This is a genomic window from Okeania sp. SIO3I5 (assembly GCF_010672085.1).
Classification (GTDB): Bacteria; Cyanobacteriota; Cyanobacteriia; order Cyanobacteriales; family Microcoleaceae; genus Trichodesmium.
Genome location: NZ_JAAHHT010000011.1, coordinates 1 through 26,925 on the forward strand (window position 1 = coordinate 1; position 26,925 = coordinate 26,925).

Annotated in this window: 17 protein-coding genes and 1 pseudogene; 10 read left to right on the forward strand and 8 right to left on the reverse strand. The window is 32.4% G+C overall.

Going from position 1 to position 26,925, the window contains the following annotated elements; translation table 11 throughout:
* Positions 1-781 precede the first annotated feature (781 nt).
* From F6K40_RS04090 to F6K40_RS04105, 4 genes are all read left to right on the forward strand, one after another.
* A complete protein-coding gene (locus F6K40_RS04090) occupies positions 782-1,774 on the forward strand; it encodes an STELLO glycosyltransferase family protein (protein ID WP_293131756.1) in 993 nt (330 codons plus the stop codon).
* Positions 1,775-2,400: 626 nt separating this feature from the next.
* The gene (locus tag F6K40_RS04095) at positions 2,401-2,577 is read left to right on the forward strand and encodes a hypothetical protein (protein WP_293131759.1); all 177 of its coding nucleotides are present in this window, start codon (positions 2,401-2,403) and stop codon (positions 2,575-2,577) included.
* Positions 2,578-2,955: 378 nt separating this feature from the next.
* The gene (locus F6K40_RS04100; protein ID WP_293131762.1) at positions 2,956-5,808 is read left to right on the forward strand and encodes a phage head spike fiber domain-containing protein; all 2,853 of its coding nucleotides are present in this window, start codon (positions 2,956-2,958) and stop codon (positions 5,806-5,808) included.
* A gap of 243 nt (positions 5,809-6,051) precedes the next feature.
* Complete coding sequence (locus tag F6K40_RS04105) at positions 6,052-6,264, forward strand: hypothetical protein (RefSeq protein WP_293131765.1); 213 nt, start codon at positions 6,052-6,054, stop codon at positions 6,262-6,264.
* Here the strand turns inward: F6K40_RS04105 and F6K40_RS04110 are convergent.
* The 3 genes from F6K40_RS04110 to F6K40_RS04120 form a co-directional block, all read right to left on the reverse strand.
* Positions 6,261-7,199: a glycosyltransferase family protein gene (locus F6K40_RS04110; RefSeq protein WP_293131768.1), complete on the reverse strand. Its 939-nt coding sequence runs from the start codon at positions 7,197-7,199 to the stop codon at positions 6,261-6,263. The two genes, F6K40_RS04105 and F6K40_RS04110, sit on opposite strands and share 4 nt — an antisense overlap.
* 155 nt (positions 7,200-7,354) lie before the next feature.
* The gene (locus F6K40_RS04115) at positions 7,355-11,563 is read right to left on the reverse strand and encodes an FkbM family methyltransferase (RefSeq protein ID WP_293131771.1); all 4,209 of its coding nucleotides are present in this window, start codon (positions 11,561-11,563) and stop codon (positions 7,355-7,357) included.
* 658 nt (positions 11,564-12,221) lie between these two features.
* Positions 12,222-14,660 (reverse strand): chromosome partitioning protein ParA, encoded by a 2,439-nt coding sequence (locus F6K40_RS04120; RefSeq protein ID WP_293131774.1) that lies wholly within the window; start codon positions 14,658-14,660, stop codon positions 12,222-12,224.
* 2,470 nt (positions 14,661-17,130) lie between these two features.
* On the opposite strand from F6K40_RS04120, the gene F6K40_RS04125 reads away from it, so the two are divergent.
* The gene (locus F6K40_RS04125) at positions 17,131-18,582 is read left to right on the forward strand and encodes a tetratricopeptide repeat protein (protein WP_293131777.1); all 1,452 of its coding nucleotides are present in this window, start codon (positions 17,131-17,133) and stop codon (positions 18,580-18,582) included.
* Between the two features lie 545 nt (positions 18,583-19,127).
* Here F6K40_RS04125 and F6K40_RS04130 read toward each other — a convergent pair.
* Positions 19,128-19,892 carry a hypothetical protein gene (locus tag F6K40_RS04130; RefSeq protein ID WP_293131780.1) on the reverse strand — a complete coding sequence of 255 codons (765 nt, stop codon included), beginning with the start codon at positions 19,890-19,892 and terminating at the stop codon, positions 19,128-19,130.
* A gap of 371 nt (positions 19,893-20,263) precedes the next feature.
* Between F6K40_RS04130 and F6K40_RS04135 the strand changes: the two genes are divergently transcribed.
* The 5 genes from F6K40_RS04135 (at position 20,264) to F6K40_RS04155 (ending at position 25,158) form a co-directional block, all read left to right on the forward strand.
* Positions 20,264-20,395, forward strand: coding sequence for a hypothetical protein (locus F6K40_RS04135; protein WP_293131783.1), 132 nt, complete (start codon positions 20,264-20,266; stop codon positions 20,393-20,395).
* Positions 20,396-20,741: 346 nt separating this feature from the next.
* Complete coding sequence (locus F6K40_RS04140; protein ID WP_293131785.1) at positions 20,742-21,062, forward strand: hypothetical protein; 321 nt, start codon at positions 20,742-20,744, stop codon at positions 21,060-21,062.
* A gap of 732 nt (positions 21,063-21,794) precedes the next feature.
* Positions 21,795-23,015 (forward strand): RNA-guided endonuclease InsQ/TnpB family protein, encoded by a 1,221-nt coding sequence (locus tag F6K40_RS04145; protein WP_293131787.1) that lies wholly within the window; start codon positions 21,795-21,797, stop codon positions 23,013-23,015.
* A gap of 994 nt (positions 23,016-24,009) precedes the next feature.
* Positions 24,010-24,489, forward strand: coding sequence for a type II RES/Xre toxin-antitoxin system antitoxin (gene parS / locus F6K40_RS04150; protein ID WP_293131789.1), 480 nt, complete (start codon positions 24,010-24,012; stop codon positions 24,487-24,489).
* 174 nt (positions 24,490-24,663) lie between these two features.
* A complete protein-coding gene (locus F6K40_RS04155) occupies positions 24,664-25,158 on the forward strand; it encodes an RES family NAD+ phosphorylase (protein WP_293131792.1) in 495 nt (164 codons plus the stop codon).
* A gap of 178 nt (positions 25,159-25,336) precedes the next feature.
* Here F6K40_RS04155 and F6K40_RS04160 read toward each other — a convergent pair whose 3' ends face one another.
* The 4 genes and pseudogenes from F6K40_RS04160 to F6K40_RS40630 form a co-directional block, all read right to left on the reverse strand.
* A complete protein-coding gene (locus F6K40_RS04160; protein ID WP_293131795.1) occupies positions 25,337-25,552 on the reverse strand; it encodes an ATP-binding protein in 216 nt (71 codons plus the stop codon).
* 172 nt (positions 25,553-25,724) lie between these two features.
* The gene (locus F6K40_RS04165) at positions 25,725-25,940 is read right to left on the reverse strand and encodes an ATP-binding protein (protein ID WP_293131798.1); all 216 of its coding nucleotides are present in this window, start codon (positions 25,938-25,940) and stop codon (positions 25,725-25,727) included.
* A 398-nt stretch (positions 25,941-26,338) separates the two neighbouring features.
* Positions 26,339-26,467, reverse strand: a pseudogene (locus F6K40_RS41300) (ATP-binding protein); the annotation flags it as partial.
* 169 nt (positions 26,468-26,636) lie between these two features.
* Positions 26,637-26,789: an ATP-binding protein gene (locus F6K40_RS40630; RefSeq protein WP_365670103.1), complete on the reverse strand. Its 153-nt coding sequence runs from the start codon at positions 26,787-26,789 to the stop codon at positions 26,637-26,639.
* Positions 26,790-26,925 lie beyond the last annotated feature (136 nt).

Here is a 26,925-nt window from a genome sequence, read left to right on the forward strand (position 1 = left end):
CTGTTTCATCTTAAATGATGCAATAGGCTTTTTTCTCCCTTACCACCTTGTCTTCCTTGTCCTCCTTGTCTTCCTTGTCTTCCCACAACCTAAAATAATCATGCACAGTTTTAGCTGAAACAGTCCAGTAGAAGCTATTTACTATTTGTTATCTTTGTCCGCGATTAAATTGTGAGTTACGAGTCGGGAGTAGAATAGAGGCAATACATCGAAAAGATTGAAAAATTCTCCCTTACTCCCTTACTCCCTTGGAGTTGCCAAAATGCTAATTTTTCCCTCATCAAATCTTTCTATCCATCCCTCCTAGCGTGAAAAACTACGAACATTTTCATTCTCTGAAGCTCCCGAAAAAAATCGCCGCGGCAAAGGATTTTCGGTTGCATCCTCAGAATTTTTGTGATATCCTAAAGTTTAAATGGGGTAGTTCGCCCGTGCACATGACTTTTTATTCAACTCAATTTCATTACTGAGAGACTTTTCAATATTCAGAAATTTTTATACGAGCAATACTAGAAATATTGTCATCTTTTGGAGCTTCCAAAATGCTAGTTTTTCCCTGATCAAATTTTTCTATCCATCCCTCCTAGCGTGAAAAACTACGAACATTTTCATTCTCTGAAGCTCCCGAAAAAAAATCGCCGCGGCAAAGGATTTTCGGTTGCATCCTCAGAATTTTTGTGATATCCTAAAGTTTAAATGGGGTAGTTGGCCCGTGCACATGATTTTTTATTCAACCCAATTTCATTACGACTTTTCAATATCAATACTAATTGTATAACAAATGACTAAATATATAATTATTACTTCAATCAATAAACCAACCAAGGCAGTTAAGAGTTTTGCGAATCTTCCAGAGTGGCATACCATAGTAGTTGGCGATCGCAAAACTCCTTCAGATTGGTTTTGCGAAGGAGTAGATTTTATTTCAGTTAGTCAGCAAGCATCAGTAAATTTTAAGATATGTCAGCTATTACCCTTTAATCATTATTCCCGAAAAATGGTGGGGTATTTAGCAGCTATACAAAAGGGAGCAACCTTAATTTTTGATACTGACGATGATAATATTCCCAAAGATCAAATAGTTCTTCCTCAAGTTGATAATAAAGCAGTTACTATACCAAAAGACTTAGGTTTTATCAATATTTACCAATGGTATACCAATCAAATGATATGGCCTAGAGGATTGCCTCTAAAATTTGTTAAGAAATCTACTGAATGGATGAATAAAGTAGTACCTGCTTCAGATAACATCCAAGTACAAGTATGGCAAGGACTTGCTGATGGCGATCCCGACGTAGATGCGATTTATAGACTAACCAACAATACACCCTGTTATTTTCATAATCGAGGTAGCTTGGTATTGAACTCTAAAACAATTACACCATTTAATTCTCAAGCAACCTTTTTTAACAAGGATTGTTTCCCTCTTTTGTATTTGCCTGCTACTGTATCATTTCGTTTTACTGATATATTGCGTGGAATTGTTGCCCAACCTATATTATGGTATAAAAATTGGTATTTAGGCTTTACTAACCCTATTGTATTTCAAGAGCGTAATAAACATGATTTTATGAAAGATTTTGAACAGGAAGTTCCTGTTTTTTTGCAGGTAGAAAAGGCATTAGAAGTAGTTGAAAAAGCTTTGAATTCCTCAATGAGTGTTACGGAAATGTTGATGGCTGCATATACCGCTCTCAATCATCATAAAATTGTTGATTATAGTGAAATAGACTTACTACAAAGGTGGCTTGATGATTTAAGATCTTTGTATTAACGTAAACTCTTACTTAATAGCAATTGCAGTTGCATAATGAGTCTCACCCAATTCTGAACACAAATCATCTATAAGCATTAAAAAGTCTAACAGATGTTTATCTTTTGATTCATCAAAATTATGAAGAATATCAGACAAAGCTAGATGGTAAACTACCCCACCAGTAATAATTATTTCTGCTTGAGGAAAATACTTTTTTATACTATCAATAATTCTCTCAGAGTCTGCTGCTTCTGAAGGGTCAAAATGAATAATGAATAATTACAAAACTTACGCCAAGGTACTATATAATGAATAATTACAGAACTTACGCCAAGGTACTATATCTATATCAAGCTACTATATCTATATATAGATATAAATGTAAAAACTATAACTTTGTAGTTTTGAACGCTATATTTATGGTCTCTGCGTCAATCCTAAATTAATAATTATTAATTATTAATTATTAATTAGATTAGTACCTCGTAATGGTTATTATGTATTGGAGGCAGTTTATGAAGTTGAACCAGAAAAACTGATAGATAATAACCGAGTTGCAGCCATTGATTTAGGGTTGTCTTTCTTTAGCAACAGTTTTCTCAAATGTCAAAGGATTTCAACCATTCATAATAAATGGTAAACCTTTGAAATCAATTAATCAATTTTATAACAAAAAGAAAGAAGAACTACAGAGTAAATTACAAAAACAAGATGAAAAACGTTTTCATTCAAATAAAATCCAGAAACTAACGATAAAAAGTAACTTTAAAGTAGAGAGTTATTTACCGAAAAATTCTGCTTTAAAGCCTCCCCTTGGATAGGGGATAATAAATAAAAAATTTCATGATTAGTCAATCCTATCAGTTTCAACAATTAATAATTATTAATTATTCATTATTAATTATTAATTGTTGAAACCAAGCCAGCAGAATAATAATTAATAATCTTCGATTTCACCAGATAGGAGCTTTGGTAATAGACAATAATCAAAAATGGAAACAAGAAACTAACTTAGGGAAAAGAAACAACCAAAATTTTATTCAAATCCCTCATCATAAATTTATAGAACAACTAAAATATAAAGCCGAATTAGAATAAAAAAAAAGTTAATTTATGAAAGTTTTTGTTTAATATTCATCAAGAATAATGTTTGAATAAATTAAGCTAAATATAGCTAAATATATAATAAAAATTCAACAATGAATCAAAAAAATCAGAAAGCCAAGTTACACAATATCAATTTAGATAAGTTTATATTAATTAGAGATGCTGAGTTAGCAAGTTATATTAATGAGAAAGGTTTGATTAGTTTCGTTCCTGCAAATACTCCACGATTTAATTGGCTTTCTCATCCTAACTTTACTGTTGATAGCAAGCACAAATTTTTAGGATTATTAATAGAATGTTCTTCTACTAATCGTCTCATCCATAGTACAAATTTAACTGACAAAAGCTGGATTGATTTTCATCAGATAGCTAGAGTAGCAGAGAATGAAGTTTTGTCGCCAGAGGGAACATCTGGAAATAATAAAGTTATCAGTATTATTGATTTACCTAAAAACGATTTTCATCTGATCAAGCAAACAGTTATTAATGGTAGTAGAAAAGATCGTACAGTTAGTATATTTGTCAAAAGAGTAGATAATGCTGGTACAAAAGACTTTACAATGTGGGGATTATCAGGACTACAAATTGCAGTTTTTCAAAGAAAAGACTGGCAATTTATATCAGGAAAAGCCACTAAAACAACTGTAGATTTATACCCTAATGGGTGGGTAAGATTGTCAGCGACATATAACGCGAGTAACGATGATATTTATTTTGGTACATCTGACGGAAGCAATTCTATATATATGGGAGAAAATCAGAAGCAATTTTATTTATACGGACCACAACTTGAAGATTTATCTGAAGTCACCTCATATATTCCAACTGATGAAACCCAAAAATTAAGAGGTACGGACATAGCATACATTCAAGATATATACTACCAGGGTAACCATCAGAAAAAGAGACAATATATAGATATAAATAATATAGAATTTGAAAAGTTTGAACAATTTAATAAACAGCAAATTAGTTATTGGCGAAATGATATTTCTGAGACGTTAACTCTAGTGGAAAATTTAGTCAACAAAGGAGAATATGAAAAAGCTGTCATATATTATGGTTTAAGTTTATACCTAAATTCAGAGCAATTTATCACTTGCTCTCAATTACTTACTAGATTTGCTAGGGAAGAATTGGTAATAAAAATAATTGAATACTTGGAGAATCTTTTACTAGGCGAGCAAAATAAAATCAAACTTTTCCATGATTTTTCTGTTGCTCTAGCAAAACAAAATTTAATGAATGAAGCTATAATTTGTTGGCAAAAGTCTCCTCAGAATGTACCTAGTGTGAAGAAAATTACTGAAAAAATATGGCAGGAACTAAATCAACAAGCTTCGTATAATATATGTGATGATTTGTATAAAATAAAATTGAATCCAGAAGAAGTTAGAGAATATTTAAAAATCACAAACAAATATACAGTTATTGATTTGAATAATTTAACTAATAGGGATATAGAAATTATTGAAGCAGCAGAACTATCTTTAGCTAATGTTGAATTTATGAGGCGTGATGGTATCGCAATAGAAAACCTTTATATTAATGGTTATTCTTGTGATTCTGGACTTAGACTGTCAGAAAAAATCAAAAAAAATACTAATTATTCATGGCACTTATTGAACGAAACGAGAGACTTTCAGCAAAGTATTATTGAAACAGGTTATGTATATACATTATGTCCGGTTACTGGAAAAATTATCAAAAGTAATCAATCATTTTATTTTCTATATATAAATGACAGAGGAATTCCCTTGTGTTTTTACCGATTTGTTGGCTCTGAAGTCTTTTATTTAATAGTAGGAGGATGGGATGGAGGAAAAATAGGAATTTATTTACCTCGACTTGATTTAGTTATTCATTGGAGTATTACTTGGGGAAAAAAAATAGATTACAAACTATTAATAGATGAATTTAAAACAAAATCTGTAATTAATGGTTCAGTTGTTAAGAACTATATATCAACTAAAGAACCTAAGATAATTACAGCTATAATTGGTTGTTACTTTAATTTAGGACACTACTTTTGGAATGAACTAGGTGGACTACAATATTTATATGAATCTGGAATTTTAGAAAAAGTTGACAAGTTTTTGATAGCTCCCCATAATCGGTTAGATATAACTGAAATTTTTCCAGAAATCCCAAAAGAAAAAATCACATCTGTATCAGATTTTCAGAGTACATTTTCCACAATACTACATAACAATTATTTCGTAGTTAGACCTACAGAATCTTGTATTAGAAAAGGATTATCTAGCAGAGTCTACCAAGCTAGCATGAAAAAATGCAGTCAGTCTTTCCTAGAAAAAGTAGAACAATCTCAGAAATACTTTCCTCTGTTATGGATAAATCTTCGTCAGCATAACAAATGTTGGAAAAATCAAATACAAGGAAATGCCAATATCATCACAAATCTCTCTCAGGAATATCCAAATATGGCTGTCATTTTTGATGGGATGGTTGACACAAAAGAGTTGATGGAAAAAATTACAGCACTCATACCCTCTAATGTCAAAACATACGATGCTACTACCTGCACTATGAATGAAACCATTTATTGGGCTTATTCTGTAGACACATATATAGCAGTAGTAGGTTCTGGACTTACTTTTTTAAGTTGGTTGGCTAATAAGCCAGGTATAGCACATGGAAACCATGCACATTTATCTCAGGGAGTGTTTTGGGGAGAAGTTCGTGAAGAAGGTATACCTCCTATATTTATAGACAAGAAGTATGTGTTCGATCAAAGAAATGTACCAGGAATTTACCAAAACTATGATTGTGATTGGAAAATTATTTATGATGAGTTAATAAAAATAATTAAAGACCTAGAATTGGGTACTCATTATCAAAATAATTTTTTTGTTAATAAAAAGTATCAAATAGAATTAAATAACTGGCAACTTAGGTTACAGGAAATCAAAAAAAAATTAAAATAAAATAAGGAAAAGTTATACTTTTAAATGAGTAAACAAACCTTATTAATTTGAGAATAAATGAACCAGTATATAGTTATTACTTCAATCAATAAACCTACCAAAGCAGTCAAGAGTTTTAGCAATCTTGAAGAGTGGAATACGATAGTAGTAGCCGATCATAAAAGTCCTTGAGATTAGTATTGTGAAGGATTAGATTTTATTTCAGTTCCTATTGTCTTTCAAGAGCGTAATGAACATGATTTTATGAAAGATTTTGACGAGGAAGTTCCTGTGTTTTTGCAAGTAGAGGACACACTAGCAGTGGTCGAAAAAGCATTAAAACCTTCAATGAATGTGACAGAGATGTTGATAGCTGCATATATAGCTTTGAGCGATCGAGGAATTGTAGAATCAGGAGAAATTGATTTGTTAAACGCATGGCTTGAGGATTTAAGTTTGCTTGATGTTGATAATTAAGTTATTCTAAACTTTGCTAATTCTTTTTTAATGTGTGTTAAAGCAGTTAGATATAAATTCATTTCACCTTTGATCTGCTGTAAGCGAGATGAAGGTATATCTATACCTTTATTTTTCAGAGTCAATTCCGTTTTACCTTGCTCAATCATTAATTGATAAGCCTCTTGCCAGACTCTTGTCTGATACCAGAAATTATCATTAATTAATCCCATAGTAATGTAGGGATGATTGGAAGGTAACTGATTATTTTTTATTGTTTCTAATTGACTACGAAGAGGTTTAGGTCCGTGAAAGTGAAGTATCTTAATCTCTTGATTAATTTTCCAATAAGGTTTCCAATTCATTGTTAAATCTAACCTATCCCACTTTCCCCGAAAATACCTTTTATAGGCTCCTTGATCGTAAGATTGCTTCAACAATTCACCTAAATTTTGAGCTATAAATTTGTTGAAATCTTCATGAACATCTAAAAGATTTCTAGTGTTCATATACATCACACCAGTGTTGACTTGATTAACCCAATCATTAGGGTTTTCTTGTGGTGCTATGGCAAAATATTTGCAGGTTAAATTCTGTAGATAATCAACTACATCATTAAAAAACATTACATCACAATCTGTGTACAAAACATATTCATCTTTTATACCCTTAATTTCAACTATTTTGGGAATTTCTACTCTCAAAAATGCTCCTGCTGCAGTAGGTAAAGCATGGGGAAAAGATTGTTTTAATTGTTGATAGTGAGGACTGCGGTGAAAAATAATGTCAACATTATTTTCCCTAAGCCATTTAGTCAATTCATTTTCTTGACCATCATAAATACAAAATGGTTCCAGGGTAGTATTTTTATTAGCCGTATATACAGCAACTTTAATTAGTTGTGAGTAATTTTCAAAGTAATTAGAAAAATCATTAATTCCAAAAAACCATTTCATTATTATTCTCCCCAGTTAATTATTAATATTTGGGTGCATCTCAATATTTGCCAAAATACTTTCTTCCTATTCCCTATTCTCAGTTAAGTGTTAAGTGTTAAGTGTTCCCTATGCATCAATAAATTTTTGCCTTTCTTCTTGCATTGAGATGCACCCTAATATTTTGCATAAATATTTCCCCATAATGATTTTTTATTAGTAGACTTAGACTCTATAAAATCAAAAAGCTTTGTTTCAGACACCCATTCAGAAATTGCTAGTTTTGTTTGGTCTTCTTGAGTAATATTGAACAAACTATATCCCAAACTTACTAAGTGTTGAATACTTTTTTTGGCATTATCAATAAACTCGATAGTAAATTCAAACGATAGATAACTTATTGGTTGGGAAAGTCCTTTTAATACTTGATACTCAAAACCCTCCACATCAATTTTACAAAACTGTGGAAGACCCCAAGTTTTAATCATTTCGTCTAGAGTAGTCACTTCTACCGTGACTTTTTTCTCCCATTTTTGGTTAGCAAAACGACCAGTTTTCCATTGCTCCGAAAAAGTTGACAATACATCTGCTCGATCGCATATTGACAATTCTAACTGTCCCGATTTTGTAGCCAAGCCTTTATTGACGATCGCTACATTTTGATTATTCTGATATTTTTGATTCAGAATTTCCACGCAATGTGGTTGAGGTTCAAAACATATTACCTTGGCGCCAATACTTAAATATAAGTCTGTTTTCAAACCTTGGTTTGCTCCAACATCAAAAACTAAATCTCCCTTGTTTACAAATTGGCCGATAAAATTGTGGATACTACTCTGAGACTTAGTTACAACCTCCGTTGAGAGTTGAACATCGCCTGCTTGAGTTGGCTCTTCCCAGGTTCCATAACCATGCTGATACAAAGGTTCACTATTCCAAGGCTCGAAAGGAATCAACTTTTTAGCTAGTAGGTGAGGACGGAAGAAAAACTTACAGTTTTCATTTAGCATTGCTGCGGTAAAAGAAAAAGTGCTGTTAGAAATAGCTAAAATATCGCACTGGGTTAAAACATAAAACTCTGGATAAAAATCTGCCTCTGGCAGTTGAATACCTAAATCTTTGATTGTGATTGGATTATAATCAGCAAAATCATCTACAACTCCTGCTAACTCATCACTTGCAATGAACAATATTGGTTTTTCCAAAGTTTCCCACAAACCTTCTAGCCATTTTTTGTAACAAGCAGTAGGAGCAACAAAAGTATAGCTCCTCTTGAGCTTTTGATAATCACCACGTCGCAAATGTATACCAACAATAGTGTTGCCACGCTCTCGTAACTTATTTACAGCATCTCTCATTTTGACTTCTACTTGTGGCACTGGTTGAAATAGAGTACGAATGAAGTCTTTGTAGGGAGCATAATACTTAGTATGAAGTTGATATACGGGACCACTAAACTCTACATTTTTGAAAGGTTCTTTAGCATTAAGAATTGCCATACCAGAATCAGCAAACTCAGGCAAAGTTCTAGAAATTTGTGGATCGTTATGACCGAATAAATATTGACCTACCCAAGATACTGTTTCTACTCGTACATCATGTTCTTTTTGATGAATTTTTAAGAGGGTATATAAAAATATTTGATTGCCAAAGCGTGCCCTACTTAGTATAGACATTGTAATCAATGGCTTTTTGACATAAAAAGCATCTCCCCAAGATGGGTGTGGAGTTTTTGTTGCAACCCTTTGAAAACCATTTCTATCTAGAAACTCGTCTAATTCATCAATTAATACACATCCTTCATAAAGTTCTTCATAATTAACTTCCGTATTAATTGCATCAACATTTCGTAACCAATTAGTTGCACCTTGCAAAGCCAATAATTCTGCACCTTGGATATCAATATTTAATATATTGTAGTCTGAGGGATTAAGTTTTAATTCTGGCAATAATGTGTCTAATTTTTTAGACTCCACTTTCACTTGATGAGTTTCTTTGATGTTTGGATAAATCTCTTGATGCTTTTTCAAAGGGAGAATAGAACTACTTTGCTCATTAGAAGTTATATGGAGGTCAACAGTACCATTTACATTACTAATTGCATAGTTGACAGCTTTTACATTGGGATAAGAAGCTACTCTATTCTTTAAGCGTTCAAATACTACAGGATTAGCTTCAATAAATAATATCTTTTTAAGCCCCATTTTTTGGTAATAGCTATTCTCAGGACCTTCGTGTGCTCCTACATGAATTACACCTTTAGGATTAATTGAGTTTTCAATGCAGAGTTTAGGTACATCTAATAGTCTCGGTTTTTCACCTAATACATTATCTAGAAAACGTTCATTTACTGCTAAGTAATTATTATACTGATAGTCCTCATCACTGATCACAAAATCTGGTCTGTATTCTAATTTATTTTCTAAAACTTTAAAGATTGAGTAACGATATTTTTGCAAATAATCAAATACTTGTTTGAGAGTTATTTTAGCATCTTTATATGTACCACCATACTCAAATTGAATGTAGTCTATTTTCCCCCTCTTTAAACTTTGTTCTGCTCCCAATAAAACATCTAATTCACTACCTTCTGTATCTACTTTCAGGAAATTAATTCTTCTAATTGCCTTCTGCTGACAGTAACTATCAATGGTAGTTGTCAAAGCCTTAATTTCTCTAGGAAATCCGTATTTACCTATCTTATCAATACTAATACGACGCTTAAATGTGCTTAATACGTTATGTTTATCATAGTAATAAAATTGCTTGACAACATTATCTTCTGCAATTCCTATACAATTAGTTACAGGTTTTTCCCTAAATTGTCGCTCAGTTATTTTTCGATCAAGAACTTTGTATGTCTGGGGAGCTGGTTCAAATAAATGTAACTTCAAATTTGAGCAATAATTCAAAACTTCTTCTGTCCACTTACCAACATTTGCACCAACATCAAATATGACATTACCCTCAGTAATAAACTTTTTAATAATTGCAATTTCCGGTCCTGTAATTCCTCCTTTTGCTGGTATTGAATCAAGAAGTACTGTCTGATTTTTAGTAATTTCTCGAGATGGTTGAGGTTGAATATTTTTAACTTGCTCTAGTTCTTTTTTTGTTTGTAGTAACTCTGACTTTGTACTTTCTAATTCTTGATGTTTTTGTTGTAATTGGGATTGAGATTGTTCCAATACTACCATTGTTTCCCCAAGTTGAGAATGAGACTCTTCCAATGTTGCCATCGTCTCTTCCAACTGAGACTGATACTTCTCCAACAATTCCTCACTCTCCCGTAACTGAGACTTAGTTTCCTCCAACTCTTTTTGCAACTCCGACTCTGAACCCGACTGTTTCTGTGCTAACTCTGCCTTAACCTGCTCCAACTCTTCCTGCTTCTGCTGCAACTTCCCTTGCGACTCCTCCAAAGTCCCCATAGTCTTTTCCATCTGAGACTGATACTCTTCCAACACTCCCATCGTCTCACCTAACTGTGAGTGCGACTGCTCCAACAACTGCTCAGTCTCCTGCAACTTGGCCTTAGTTTCCTCCAACTCCTGCTTAACTTCCCCATCTGAGTGTGACTGCTGTTGCTCTCCCTTTTGTTTTAACTGATGTAACTCAAAATGGGTTTGCTCCAACTCTCCCAATACCTGCTCTAACTGAGATTGCGATCGCTCCAACTCTTCCCTCACATCATGCAACTCGGACTTAGTTTGATCTAACTCCTGCTTAACTTCCCCATCTGAGTGTGACTGCTGTTGTTCTCCCTTTTGTTTTAATTGATGTAACTCAAAATGGGTTTGCTCCAACTCTTCCCTCACATCATGCAACTCGGACTTAGTTTGATCTAGCTCCTGCTTAACTTCCCCATCTGAGTCTGACTGCTGTTGTTCTCCCTTTTGTTTTAATTGATGTAACTCAAAATGGGTTTGCTCCAACTCCCCCAATACCTCATCTAACTGAGATTGCGATCGCTCCAACTCTTCCCTCACATCATGCAATTCGGACTTAGTTTTATCTAACTCCTGGTTAACTTCCCCATCTGAGTGTGACTGCTGTTGTTCTCCCTTTTGTTTTAATTGATGTAACTCAAAATGGGTTTGCTCCAACTCTTCCCTCACATCATGCAATTCGGACTTAGTTTTATCTAACTCCTGGTTAACTTCCCCATCTGAGTGTGACTGCTGTTGCTCTCCATTTTGTTTTAACTGATGTAACTCAAAATGGGTTTGCTCCAACTCTCCCAATACCTCATCTAACTGAGATTGCGATCGCTCCAACTCTTCCCTAATATCATGCAACTCGGACTTAGTTTGATCTAACTCTTTTTGAGTTTGTTGCCACTTCGTCTGAGTTTGTTCTAATTCTTTTTCTATTGTTGCTGCCATTAATTTAGTTCCTTAATTAATACAAACTTAATTACAAATTAGTTGCTCGAATCGGGTGCATCTCAATTTTTAAGAAAGCCAAAAATTTATTGTTTTTAGAGAACAGGGAACAGAAAATAGGGAATAGGAAAAAAGTATTTTGGCAAATCTTAAGATGCACCCCTTGAATCACACTTTTATACTAGGCTTTATCCTACATCTATTTATTCCAAGTTCTCCAATTTTTTTTCAAATACCTATTAGACATCTCCCATGATCAAAAATCAAATCTTATCAATTTGATAAATTCTCAATTACCGAAAAAGGGAACAGAGAATAGGGAATAGGAAAAAAGTATTTTGGCAAATATGAGATGCACCCCTCGAATCACACTTTCCTACTAGGCTTTATCCTACATCTATTTATTCCAAATTCTCCAATTTTTTTTTCAAATGCCTATTAGAAATCTCCAATAATCAAAAATCGGTGTTGGTGAATCAAGCTATGAAATCTAAAGAGGGTAAAATTTAAAATTCTTTTCAATTATAAATTAGGAAATCCCCATTTCAGAAAAATCATAGCCAAAATCACCAACGCCCAAAAATCAAATCAATTCTTATTGATAAATTCTCAATTACTTCCCCCAGTTAAGTGTTCCCTCTTTTCTAGAGATGCCTATTTATTTCTCACTACCTACCAAAACTTTATTCTGAATTCTCATTGCGCGTTTCATCAAGTTTTGCCATTCTTCAGAATTTGTCAGTTTTTCACTATCAAACTCTATACCTTTTGTCTGAGAAAAATTAGCAAAACTATCCAACCATTCCATTACTATTTCTGTCCGAGAACTTTCTGTATATTTCAAAGACTTCTGAAGGCGCTCTTGCATTTCAGCTAAATTATCGTTTTGATAAGCAAACCATGCTTCCCAAACTAACATTTGATATTCGGTTTTACCCTCTCCCTCTGATTTGGAATTTCTCAAAATAGCTTGTTGATATTGTAATTTCTCTAATTCAGACTTAGTTGCTACTAATTCTTTCTGGGCATTTTGTTGTTGAGATTGAGATTGTTGCAACAATACTTCTGTTTTCCGCCATTGAGTCTGAACTTCTTGCAATACTGCCTGAGTTTCTTGTAGTTGCATTTGCATATTTTCCCGTTCTTCATCAGTTTGATGTAACTGAGTTTGAAACTCTGTTAATAAAGCTTTTGTTTGTTGTAATTGAGCATGGGATTTTTCCATTAATGTTTCTGTCTGCTGAAGTTGTGAATTAGACTCTACTAATTCGGTTTGAAGTTCTTGGATTTGTAGTTGCGATCGCTGCCATTCTTGCTTAGTTTTATGCAACTGAGATTTTGATATTTCCCACTCGTTTTGACTTGTTTTAATTTCTTTGAATTCTGCTTCTAACTGTTGTAATCTTGTTTCTTTTTCTTTGAGTTTAGATTGGGTTTGCTGTTCTTGTGCTTCTATCTGTTTTAGCTGAGAATTAGATTGTGCTAATACCAACTTTGTCTCCTGTAGCTGTGACTGAAATTTTTGCAACATTGCCTCGCTTACTGTTAACTGAGACCGATCTTTTTCCCAATCTTCCTGAGTTTGGTGTAGCTGATGTAGGCAAATTTTTAGTTTAGTTTGAGTCTCGTACAAATTCTGTTTTGTTTTTCCTAATTCTGCTTGATTTTGTTTTTCTTGGGAGTTAAATTTATCCAATAATTCTTCAGATTTTTCTAGCTGAGATTTAGATTTTTGCCATAATGATTCTGTTTCCTGAACTCTATAGATATATTGTTCTAATTCTTCTTGAGTTTGATGTAGTTGTGACTGATATTGTACTAATTCCCCTTGAATTTCATGGAGCTTAGATTTTGTTTCTAGAAATTCTTTTTCTGCTCCTTGATATTTTTTTAATTCACTTTCTGTATGTTGTAGTTTTGACTGACATTCTCTTAGTTCAGTTTGAGTTTGATTCAACTGAAATTTAGCTGTAGCTAATTCATTTTCTGTTTGGTCAAATTTAACTTGAATATGTTCAAATGTTTGAAGTTTACCCTGTGTTTCTGCCAATACTTTTTCTGTATTGCCAAGTTGTTTTTGGGATTCTAATAATTTTGTCTCTGTGGCATCGACTTTAGTAATATATTTTTCTAACTCATCTCGTGTTTGTGTTAACTCAGACTTAGCTTGAGTTAGTTCTAACTGACTTTGTTCGTATTGATTTTTATATTTTTCTAGTTCTGCTAGTAAAGTTTTATTTTGGTTTTCTAAACTAGATAAATTCATCCAATCTTGAAACGCCCAAATTCTATAGGGAGATGATTTAATTTTTTCTTGCCAGGAAAAGTCTGGTATTTCATCTTCTGGTTTCCATGCTCTTGCTTCTAATTCCTGATACATTTCTGTAGCTTCAGGAAAATAATAATCTATGATAGTAGGCCGATGACTTTCTGTTGATACTTGATTATTAAATAACGATGGGTTGTAGATATTTACATCGAAATTATTAAAATTCGTCTGAAATTTTTGATTAATTTTTTCAATAAATACTTCTTGGTTATTAATAATTGTCTGAATATTTGTTAACAAGCAACGATTAGCAGCATGATTATAAAAATCAATAATTTTTTGGTTATAGTGCAACCATAATTTAACTGCTAGTTCTGGTTGACTTTTAAATATCTTATCTTGCCGAATATATAGAGAATTAACAACTTCCCAAGGAGAACGATAAATTAATATAAACTTGGCATTTGGTAGTAAATCTGCCCAAAAATCTAGGAACAAAGTTGTCCGGGGTTCTTTCCATCCCCAATTTCCACTTATTGAATTTTTAGCGATAATTTCTTTAGCTTTTTCTTGAAAGTTTTCTTCTATATCTATTTTTTCTTGTAAAGTCCAACCATCCCCATCTATACCTTGAGATTGTAATACTTGCTTATGAAATTCATAGAAATCTAAATTTTCAAAATATCCTTGAGTATTGTTCTCTTTTTCCTCCATTAACTTCCTACCTATATGCAAACCTGCACTTTTAAGCATAGAAGCAGTTAAGGAACTTCCAGAACTGTACATACTGCTAATAATTAGAGTTGATTTTTCTGTTTTATGGGTCATTTCAGTTATCAGTTATCAGTTATCAGTTATCAGTATCTCATACAATAGGGAGGCTTGAAATATTTAACTTTCTTTTTTTATCCCCTTTAAAGGCTATTTATTACCGAATAATTAATAATTAATAATTAAATAATTCACCTTTAAAGCCTCCACAATAAAGGAAAAAAAACGGTCGTTTTCGGCTGCCAAAACCGACATGAAACGCGGAGGGACTTGAATTGCAGAGCATGAATGTAGGATAGGATGCTGAGGAAACCTAGCCATATCCAAATCTCTCCTTGAGAAATAAATTTTTTCCTTTTAGTCAATCTTCTCCCTAAAAGGGAGAGTTCACAAGTAATAAGTGTTAAGTAATAAGTAATAAGTAATACCTCTGCCTGTTTGCGCAGCATGAGCAGTCAAGTCAGAGGATTCAAAAAATTCATCATTTTTTGAATTTTTATTCATTCATCAAAAAAAATTAAACCAACATCAACGGGCTTGATTTTACTTATTACTTATTACTTCTTACTTATTACTTAAGCCCGAAGAGCTTCTGGTAATTATCCATTATCCATTATCCATTATCCATTATCCATTATCCATTAATGAACCACATCTTTCTTAATATAAAACTTGAGCATTATAGACAAATTATGAGTAAGTCTTAGTTCGGCTTTTTCAGGAGAAAAAATGTATTGAAAAATAGATTTTTTTTGACAACTCAAGTAGTTTTACTTAGCTACTATAATTCTTTCTCCTTTCTCCCCTGCTCCCTGCTGCCCACAAGGGTTTCAAGCAGGACTATTTCGTTCTAATTTTTGACTTTTTGTGCAAATCACGAAAATATGCTTTTTCAATGATTGAAGTTGATATCAACCAATCTCTAAAAGCTAGTAAAATTTTCACTTTATTCTAGAATGAAATAGCCCTGGGTTTCAAGACTTATCAGTCAAGCATAACTTTAAAAGGGAGGCTTGAGAGCTGATTTTCTGGTCATTTTTATTTTAATTATTCATTTTTATTTTAATTATTCATTGTTGATATTAGCATATAATTTTTTTCTCGTAGTTCAAATAATTAATTTTGAGTAGAACTTGCTGAGAAATTAATTCTTGAGCCAATAAGTAACTTCCTGTGTAAAAATAGTCAACTTAAATCTAGGGCTATTTCGTTCTAATTTTTGACTTCTTGTGCATTAAGAAACATAAGCCTTTTCAATGATTGAAGTTTATATTAACCAATCTCTAAAAGCTAGTAAAATTTTCACTTTATTCTAGAATCAAATAGCCCTGACTTCAATCAGTCTAATATTCAAGAGAATTTCTGAGATAATAGTTACTATTTTTCTACGGTTTACAGTTTTGGTACACCTCAGCAAATAAGTGTAATTAAATATAAAATGTCATTGGCAATAGAGTAAAGTAGGATGTTAGCCCAGGGTTTCTTTGCCAAAGAAAGCAATTGCCAGAATTTGCTTTGTGTCCATCTACTATAAGTTTTTTGATATTTTTATTTTTCTACCATTATTTGCACACATTTGTCAATCACTTTTAATTTCTAGATTAATTTTTAAGTAATGACCATTTATTGATTTCTGTCTTTAAGTAGTTACAGCAGATTGCAGGTAAATTAGCTACAAATATTAATGATGAAGGGTTTGTAGTTTAGGCGTTTTGCCCGCTGCAGGTGTAGCTAACCGAGACTTCAATAATTGTAGTTTTAGTTCCATGTTTCTAATTTTATCATTTTGTTGCTTGATTTAAGAATTCTGATTAGATAAAGACTTATTAATGCTGTAACATAAATTTTAGTATGATTGGTCATTTTCAATTTCTTTTTTTCGCCAGTCCTGCTCGTGTAATGGTAGATAATAACAAGCAATCCCTACCAGGGAAGCAAGATGTTCCTACTGTTCTCGTAACAAAAATAATTACAACACACCACCATATTTTGCTCAATTAAAATAGGGATAATCAGAAATTATCAGATGATAATTACTTCTATCCATATCCCAATACATACCCTTTTTCTAACACAAACTTTTCTAATCAACTAATAAAGTAGGAATCCAATAATTAAATTTGAAATTTACTATGGTTAACTTAGAAATATTATATAAAGTGGCAGACACAGGATAATATTTTAGAGCAGATATTAACGACCTTAGAAAAATTTTATTTTATCTAAGATTACGAGTAAGCATTCAGCTATTAGCAGTCACCTCTCAGCAATCAAAATAAACAATGTAGCTCGATAGACTAGATTATTAAGGTTAGCTGATAGACTTTGATCCATACTTTTAATTCTTTGAAACCTATCAACTGCTTTTTCCTATTTTAAAAGTAATGAAGCTGATAGCTAATAGCTGACCGCTGAATGCTTACGATTACGAACATAATTATGCTGCTCAAATAGTATAGGATATTAACAGGTAATAAGTAATATCCTTCATCCCCCAACTATCAAATCAAGGAAACTTTAAACAACAATGTCAACAACAACAGAAACAAGTGTTAACTATCTTCATATTGGCAACAAACTATTAAGACAAAGTAACTTCCCCGAAGCTGCTGATGCTTACCGCCAACTAATTCAACTTAATCCTAAATCAGTAGTAGGTTATCAAAACCTAGGAGAAACTCTCAATTTGCAAGGCAATTTAGAAGAGGCAGCAAATATCTATCACCAAGCAATTCAACTACAGAAAAACTCTCCCTGGTCTTACTATAACTTAGGAGAAATTCTGATTAAACTTCAGAGGTTTGATGAAGCAGTTATTTATCTACGTCAAGCTATTAAACTTAATCCAGATTTCCCCAATTTTTATCAGAGTTTAGGTTTAGCTTTGGCAAAACAAGGATTATTTGATGAGGCGATAGTTACTTATCGTCGCGCTATTGAAATAGACTCCAATGCAATTTTAACTTATCAATATTTAGGTGAAGCATTAGCAAGTAAAAAACAATGGGATGAAGCCATAGAAAGTTGCAATCAAGCTCTGGCAATTAATCCTTATTTGCCAGAATGTCATTTAAGTTTAGGCAAGGTTCTAGAAAAGGCAAATCGACTAGAAAACGCAATTAATTATTACCATCGCGCTCTTGAGTTAAACCCCAATTTAGCAGTAGCTCACTATTACATTGGGTTAGCATTAACCAAGTTACAAAAATGGGAAGAAGCTATTGATGCCTGTATGCAAGCTATCTCGCTAAATCTTAAAAATGCAGAAATTTATCATCATTTAGGAGCAGCTTTAGCCGAACTACAACGATGGGAAGAAGCAGTTACTGCCTATCACAATGCACTTGAATTTAATCCTAATTCTGCAATAATTAATCATCATTTAGCTTACGCTTTAGCCAAACTAAAACAGTGGGATAAAGCCGCGGTTAAATATCGCGAAGTTCTCAAAATCAACCCCAAGTCGGCAGTAGTTTATGACCAATTGGGAGAAGCTTTAACAGAAATGGAAAAGTGGGAAGAAGCCATAGAATGTTATCAGAAAGCTGTAGAAATTAAGCCAGAAAATCAAAAGTTTAATCAGCATTTACAGGAAGCATTTACAAGAAAACAAGAACAGAATAAAACTGTTATAGAATCTCATCTTAAATTAGCAGAAATGATGGAAAAACAGGGATTTATTGATGAGGCTATTTCTACTTATCGTCGAGTGATAAGTCTTAATCCTACTGCTGCTGATTTACATCATAAATTAGGGTATACTTTAGCAACTTTAGAAAGGTGGGATGAGGCTATTTCTGCTTATCGTCAGGCAATTGAAATTTATCCAAATTCAGGCGTTGTACATTATCATTTGGGTGAAGCTTTAGCAAATTTAGGCTTAGATAAAGAAGCAATATCTTCCCTAGAAAAAGCAATTAAACTTAAACCTGATCTATCTCCCGCTCATCAAACTTTAGAAAAATTACGAGCAAAATAAAAGTAAGTTAATTGATTTGAGGGAGTAGGGAGTAGAGAGTAGGGAGTAGGGAGAAATAATTGATAATTGATAATGGATAATTGATAATTACCTCTCCCTTTTTTTGCTCTGCTTTATAAACATCTTTCTCTTTTCATAAAACTTGATAACATAGACAAGTTATGTTTAAGTCTTGAATCGGCTTTTTCAGGAGAAAAGAGTATTTTTAAATACACTTTTTTATCAATGTAGACAGGATTCTTACGGACCATCCTCCCCATCCTCCCCATCCTCCCCACCCTCTCCAAAAGGGTTTCAGGAGTTCCTTATAAGGGATAGCTTTTAGGGAGAGGTAATTATCCATTATCCATTATCCATTATCCATTATTGAACTCTTTAGCTGATAGCTGAATACTTACTCAAAAACTTTCCAATACTGGGAATTTATCTTTCTAAATACTATTTATTGACGCTTTATAAGTCTTTAATAATATTTGTTATCTTTCATTTAAACCCTGCCATTAAAGGCGAGGTTTTCATAAGCGCAACATCAGGTCTAAATGGTATCAACATAATTCTGAGTTCTGAGTTCTGAGTTCTGAATTCAAAAGAGATGTTTGCTGGCAATTGTCTCTCCATTTAGTCAGAACTTTTTCTCTATAAAGCATTTGATTTCCTCGCCTCCGAATAAATTCATTATCATTAATAAAATAACCAATACGAGGATTAAAAAAACCATTATAAGCAACTTCTACAGGAAAATTTCTCCAACCAGAATTATCTCTATTTCTACGTTCAAACAAAACTAATCTATTACTATTTTGATATCGACAAATGTGGATAATTCGATTCTCAGTTCGGAAAAATGCTGACTGAGATAAATTACGATTTATACCTTCACAACTCCAGTTATTCTTGTCAAAAGAAGACTGATTATAATCATCATAAAGTCGAGGTTGTGATGGGTAAGAAGCACCAGAACGATTTTCATATTGCCCATATCTTAGATAATGATCATAACCAGACTTAAATTCACCACGACGTATAGCATCTGCTACATCAGGATTTTGTCGTAAATATTCTTGTTCATTGAATATTTTAAAAGCACCAGAACGATTTTCATATTGCCCATATCTAACATAATGTTCGTAACCAGTCCTAAACTTTCCTTGACTTACTAACTCTGCCACATCAGGATTTTGACGTAGATATCCTTGTTCGTCAAATTCTCTAGTATAGTTTTCGGCAAGTGCTAGAGGAGTGCTAAAAATAGTTATGGCAAATGCGGCGATCGCTACTATATTTGTTTTAATATTATTGATATTGAGCATTTATTAATACCTCAAAAATAATTCTTCTTAATTATCAAGATATCCTGTCAAGATTAGAAACTGTAGAGAATTTTAGGGTGTTAAAAAATTTTTTTTTACTTATTTAAGTAAAAAATTGCTCGAATCCTAATTTGATCCAACTTCTAAGGATTTTTTATTTCAATTCTTTCTCCTGTCTAACTCCTTTAAAATCCTGAAAAGGTTGCTATCTTCGTGAAGTGGATAATAACAATTAAAATTGGTGGTGGTACATAGTGCCGCTACGAGGAATTCAAAATTCAAAATTCAAAAGTATTGTTTAGTAAGGGTTTTAGGATGTATGTAACTGGTCAGTTTTTCTGCCATCCTGCAATAGTAATAGTAGAGAGTGTATGGGAAGTGTGGGAGGTGTAGGGAGTGTGGGAAGAGATTACAAAACTTATGTATCTTCAACATTACTATGCAGGACTACCTTGCAATTTACAGCAGATTCGGTAGTTAATTTGGTACAACTGACAGAATGAATATTTAATAGATCTCTTGCAAAAGTAAAAATTCAATCAATAATAGCTCTGAAATCAACAATTTCATCCCCTATTGTCTATTGTCTATTGTCTGACTTCTGCAAGAAGTCTAATAAATATTTTTGCCTGTTCCCTACTCCCTAAAAATAATATTGTTAGTGCCAGTTTCTGAAGTGTCTACTTTTAAGATTGTCCTGCTTTCCGGTATTAACAGTAAAAGGCGAGATGCACAATCATGTCTAATATTGTCTAATATGTTGTGATTAGAATAGTGGCATATATCTATAACTATTTGGAGGTAAAAGTTCGTAGAGTTAAACCATAGAGTTAATCAAGGAATTTAGCAATGACATCTAACCTGTACCTCCAACAACTTAACCCTCAGTCTTCCTCCTTTGTTGCCGATCTTAATACAGATAATTGTGTCACTATTGCGTGGCTTGACTTAGTAGCATCAACAGTAGATAATTTTGATGGAGATGATTGGTTAGCTTTGTGTGGTGATATTGACGAAGGTGAAATTTACCGAGATTGGTTTATTTGGCAAGATATAGACTTTTCCCAAGAGTGGGAAGCTTACGATCTGGTTACTAACAAGAGATTTGTAACAACAGATTTATCCTTACTTAAGGCTAAAATTGATGAAATAGAAGATGCCAGAAACTAAGAAAATTATCCTGAAACAAACAGTATTATTGCAGGTAGCAATACTTATCTATTACCTGCATTGCTGCTTTTAATTCTAATTATTCTAATTATTCTAATTATTTAGTTTCAGTAGCTTGCCCTAATACATTATCAGTCTCTTAATTGATTAAAATCACAATTGACTTATAGCAGAAATCACTTACATTTTATTGATTTCTACATAATATAAAAATATAGATTCAATTAACGAATACTATTAAAAATTTCACTTTATTTTACTATTTTCAATATGTTTTAAGTAAATTAAATTTTCCTCAGAAAAACACAACGGTTTTCCTTAACTTTGCAGCTTGTTCAGGCTGCATTTTTTTATTTATTAAAGTAGCATAAGTTCGAGAAGCTTAAAAATAAGGAGTTACTGAATTAAGCTCTTAAAAATAATGTGTGCCAAAAATTTGATTCTTGGTAATTATAATCTTAGAAAATTTGTATAACTAACTGTTTCTGAAAAGGTAATACGAGCTACTACGATATTGAAGTTGATGGTAAAGTGAATAAAGATGGTGCTTAGTATTGTAAAGTTTTATTTATTTTATAGAAAAACATAAAAAAACAACTAAAAATATCTTAGACTGGAATTAGTTAAATTCCCTTAATCTTGTTTATGAATGAAATTATCTGCAACACGCATGCATGCGTGTTGATGAACTTGGAAAACAGAAGAGAGCGTTAAATGTTTAAAGGAGGGATAATGCAATTAGTAGAACGCACTATTATTAAAAAAAATCATCCCAATTATAAATCACTCGATACTCTAGCTTTCTTGTCTAAAAATCTCTACAACATGGCTAACTACATAGTTAGACAAGAGTTTATTAATAAAGGAAATTATCTAGACTATAACAAGGTTCAAAAGTTACTACAGTCGGGAGCAGATTATCAAGCAATACCTGCGAAAGTTTCTCAGCAGGTGTTGATTATTTTAGATCAAAATTGGCAAAGTTTTTTTCAAGCGATAAGAGCTTATAATCAATGTCCAAGTAAGTTTAAAAGCCGCCCTAAACTGCCAAAATATAAACATAAACAGAAAGGGAGGAATATTCTAGTCTATACAAAACAAGCGATTAGTAAACCTCAATTAGTCAAAAATCAGAAGATATTACTATCAAAAAGTGAGCTATTTTTTGATAGTAAAATAAATTATGATTCTCTGCAACAAGTAAGAATAATTCCTAAGCTTAATTACTATGTGATCGAAGTGGTTTACGAATCCATTGAAGTTAAATTAGATTTGTCAGAATCTCATGTGGCTTCTGTAGATTTGGGAGTGAATAATTTGGCGACTGTAACATCAAATAAAAAAGGTTTTCAACCCTTTATTATTAACGGCAGACCAGTCAAATCAATTAATCAATTCTATAATAAGAAAAAAGGCAAACTACAGTCAGAATTAAATCAGAATAAAAGTAGTAATCGAATCAAAAAATTATCGACAAAAAGAAATTTAAAGATTGACGATTATCTGCATAAGACTAGCAGGTATATTATTAATCATCTGATAGAACATCAGATAGGAATTTTAGTAATAGGAAATAATCCTAACTGGAAACAAAGCCTAAATCTAGGCCCCAAAAACAATCAAAATTTTGTTCAAATTCCTTTTTTTAAGTTAATAGAACAACTAAAATACAAAGCCAAATTAGTAGGAATAAAAGTAATAATTAATGAAGAAAGTTATACATCAAAAGCTAGTTTTTTAGACTGGGACGACTTACCAGTTTACCAAAAAGGTGTCAAACACAAATTTAGTGGTCAACGAGTGAAAAGAGGACTTTATAAAGCTTCAAATGGAGTCAAATACAATGCTGATGTCAATGGAAGTTTAAACATACTACGAAAAGCAGTCCCAAACGCTTTTAGCAATGGGATAGAGGGTGTTGTAGTTCACCCCATTAAGGTAACACTTAATTAAAACACTTGTCTAAGAATATTTTTCTATAGATTTAGTAACTATTATCCTAACCCAAAAGAAAAAGCCAAAAAGATTCAAAACTATGTGGCCTTTTATCCTCCAGTACAAATATAGCAGTCGAACCAAAGGTTAGGACGCATCAAAAGTCTAAAACCTAGACAAAGCATTTTTTCTTTTGTCTTCTGCCTCCCCCCTTTCAAAGCTATGCTTTATAAACATCTTTCTCTTTTCATAAAACTTGACAACATAGACAAGTTATGTTTTAGTGTTGAATCGGCTTTTTCAGAAGAAAAGTGTATTAAAAAATACACTTTTTTATCAATGTAGACAGGATTCTTCTTCCCCATCCTCCCCATCCTCCCCATCCTCCCCACCCTCCCCACCCTCCTACAAGGGTTTCAAGAGTTCCTTATAAGGGATAGCTTGTCATTGGGGGGTAGGGGGGATGCCCTCAGCATAAATGCCTTTTGCCATAGAAACCTAGTGACAAAGAATGGCCACAATTCTCCTAATTATTTATCCATATAGGAACAAACTGTGTTAATTCTTACGCTTTGCGTAACAATAGTCTCTAAAACACCTTTATTTATTAGATATCTGGTAGAAATAAAAAATAAAATAAATTCTTATCCAGAAATTATCAATTACTTCTCCCTGTTCCCAGTTAAGTGTTCCCTGTTCCCAGTTAAGTGTTCCCTCTTTTCTGGAGAAGTCTATTAGACATTTAGTAATATTTTGTGTCTATAATTTTCTAGACATCCAATAAATTAACTAATTAAAGAAAATGTTTTCTAACACTTTCATCTTTATATTTTTTCTTATCTTCCTGATCCTGCTGTTTTTTGGCTCTAGTCTCTAAATTGTACAAAAGTCAGATGCTTCTTGGGTATATAATGGCCATAATCATTGTACTTTGATCATAAATATAAAATTTGCACATCTTAAGACACCTGACGATATAATATTAGACAGGTGACAGTTAGAGGATGTCCAGATGCTATTCCCAGATCAAGTTTCTCAGAACTCAGAAACTGAACCCATCCCTAGAATTTATCAAATTTTAGGATTTGACAGAATACCTAAAAATGTTTTGGAATTACCCCAAGAACTGCAAATAGTCAGTATAATTCGTGAGGGATTTTCAATAATTTCTGTAATGAAAGTAGCAGAATATTGTGGTATTTCTGAGTCACAAATAGCTGCTTTATTAGCAACTTCCGAACGTACTATATCTAGGCGTAAGAAAGATCAGAAACCTCTCGATCTTTCAGAGTCAGATAGACTTTATCGCATTGCTAGAATTTTTGCACACACATTAGATGTGTTTGAAAATGTGGAAACAGCAAGAGATTGGTTGAAAAAACCAAATCGTGCCTTGGCAGGAAAAACTCCTTTAGAACTATTAGATACAGATGCAGGCACACAAGAAGTAGATCAACTTTTGAATAAAATAGAGTATGGAGTATATAGCTAATGATTCAAGATTGATTCTTAATGGTTAATGCCTATTAGCCATCAATAAAACAAGTAGAAATAGGCAGGTAAAAAACTATCAAGAGGTAGTTCTGTGGCTAGTTTTTATAGCCTAATAATTGACTATAAATCCTGCCTTTTTCTTGAATAAATAGTAATCAAAAATATAGTAATTATGAGTTTAACACTATGGCGAATCTCTCATAAAAAATACATTAATACTGCTTTGATAGGTGAAGGTTATAATCGTGGAAGAGGTCGTTGGAATTCTAAAGGAACTGCCTTAATTTATACTTCAGCGACATTATCTCTAGCAGCATTAGAAACTTTAGTTTGCATGGAAATCGAAAACTTTGGTAATATATTTGTATCAATTAGTATAAAAATTCCTGATAATTTTCCGATTAAACAAGTAGATGAATCTTTATTACCTCATAATTGGCGTGATACTCCTCCACCTGAAGCTTTAGCTTCTATTGGAGATCGATGGTTCGCTTCTAAAACGACAGCTCTATTGAGGGTTCCTTCTGCTATTATTCCTCAAGAATATAATTATTTGATTAATCCTCTACATCCAGATTTTGAAAAAATTTCCATTGCTCCACCTCAACCTTTTATCTTAGACCGCAATTTTAAAAGTATCGACAAAAATTTGTTGACAAAACTCTAGTATAACAGGGAATAGGGAATAGGGAATAGGGAATAGGGAATCAGGGAATTAGGGAATTAGGGAACAGGGAACAGTTGGAAAAACATTTCCGGGATTTTGATTGCTCATCAGTAATTTTAAAATGCTAATTCTTTCTGAGCTATAGCATCCGAAATGCTAAAAAATTTGTCATAGTTATCTAATTCAAGTTCATCGGAATTTTAATTATAAATTCTGTACCTTTTCCGAGCTGAGAATAACATTCTAGTTTTCCTTGATCTTGTTCCACAATAATTTGATAACTAATCGAAATTCCTAATCCAGTTCCTTTTCCAATAGGTTTGATTTTCAAGAAAAGTTCAAATAAATTAGAGTTAACTTTTTCACTAATTCTTCCCCCATTGTCTACTATCAAAATTTATATTTAATTGTTTTCTATTACTTAAGTTTTCAAGGGAACACTTAATAGGAAACAGGGAACAGTTGGAAAAACATTTCCGGGATTTTGATTGAGTATCAGTAATTTTAAAATGCTAATTCTTTCTGAGCTATAGCATCTGAAATGGTAAAAAATTTGTCATAGTTATCTAATTCAAGTTCATCGGAATTTTAATTATAAATTCTGTACCTTTTCCGAGCTGAGAATAACATTCTAGTTTTCCTTGATCTTGTTCCACAATAATTTGATAACTAATCGAAATTCCTAATCCAGTTCCTTTTCCAATAGGTTTGATTTTCAAGAAAAGTTCAAATAAATTCGACCTAACTTTTTCACTAATTCCTCCCCCATTGTCTAATATCAAAATTTATATTTAATTGTTTTCTATTACTTGAGTTTTCAAGGGAACACTTAATTGGGAACAGGGAACAGTTGGAAAAACATTTCCGGGATTTTGATTGAGTATCAGTAATTTTAAAATGCCAATTCTTTCTGAGCTATAGTATCCGAAATGGTAAAAAATTTGTAATAGTTATCTAATTCAAGTTCATCGGAATTTTAATTATAAATTTTGTACCTTTTCCAAATTTAGTTTTCAAGAGAACAGGGAAAATTTGGAAAAAAATTTCTGGGATTGTGATTGCTCATCAGTAATTTTCAAACGCTAATTCTTTCTGAGCTAGAGTATCGGAAATGGTCGAAAATTTGTAATAGTTATCTAATTCGAGTTCATCGTAATTTTAATTATAAATTCTGTACCTTAATAATTTGGTAACTAATCGAAAGTCCTAATCCAGTTCCTTTTCCAATAGGTTTGATTTTCAAGAAAAGTTAAAATAAATTAGAGTTAACTTTTTCACTAATTCTTCCCCCATTGTCTACTATCAAAATTTATATTTAATTGTTTTCTATTACTTGAGTTTTTAAGGGAACACTTAATTGGGAACAGGGAACAGTTGGAAAAAAATTTCTGGGATTGTGATTGCTCATCAGTAATTTTCAAACGCTAATTCTTTCTGAGCTATAGCATCCGAAATGGTCGAAAATTTCTAATAGTTATCTAATTCGAGTTTATCGGAATTTTAATTATAAATTCTGTACCTTTTCCAAGCTGAGAATAACATTCTAGTTTTCCTTGATCTTGTTCCACAATAATTTGATAACTAATCGAAATTCCTAATCCAGTTCCTTTTCCAATAAGTTTGATTTTCAAGAAAAGTTAAAATAAATTAGAGTTAACTTTTTCACTAATTCTTCCCCCATTGTCTACTATCAAAATTTATATTTAATTGTTTTCTATTACTTAAGTTTTCAAGGGAACACTTAATAGGAAACAGGGAACAGTTGGA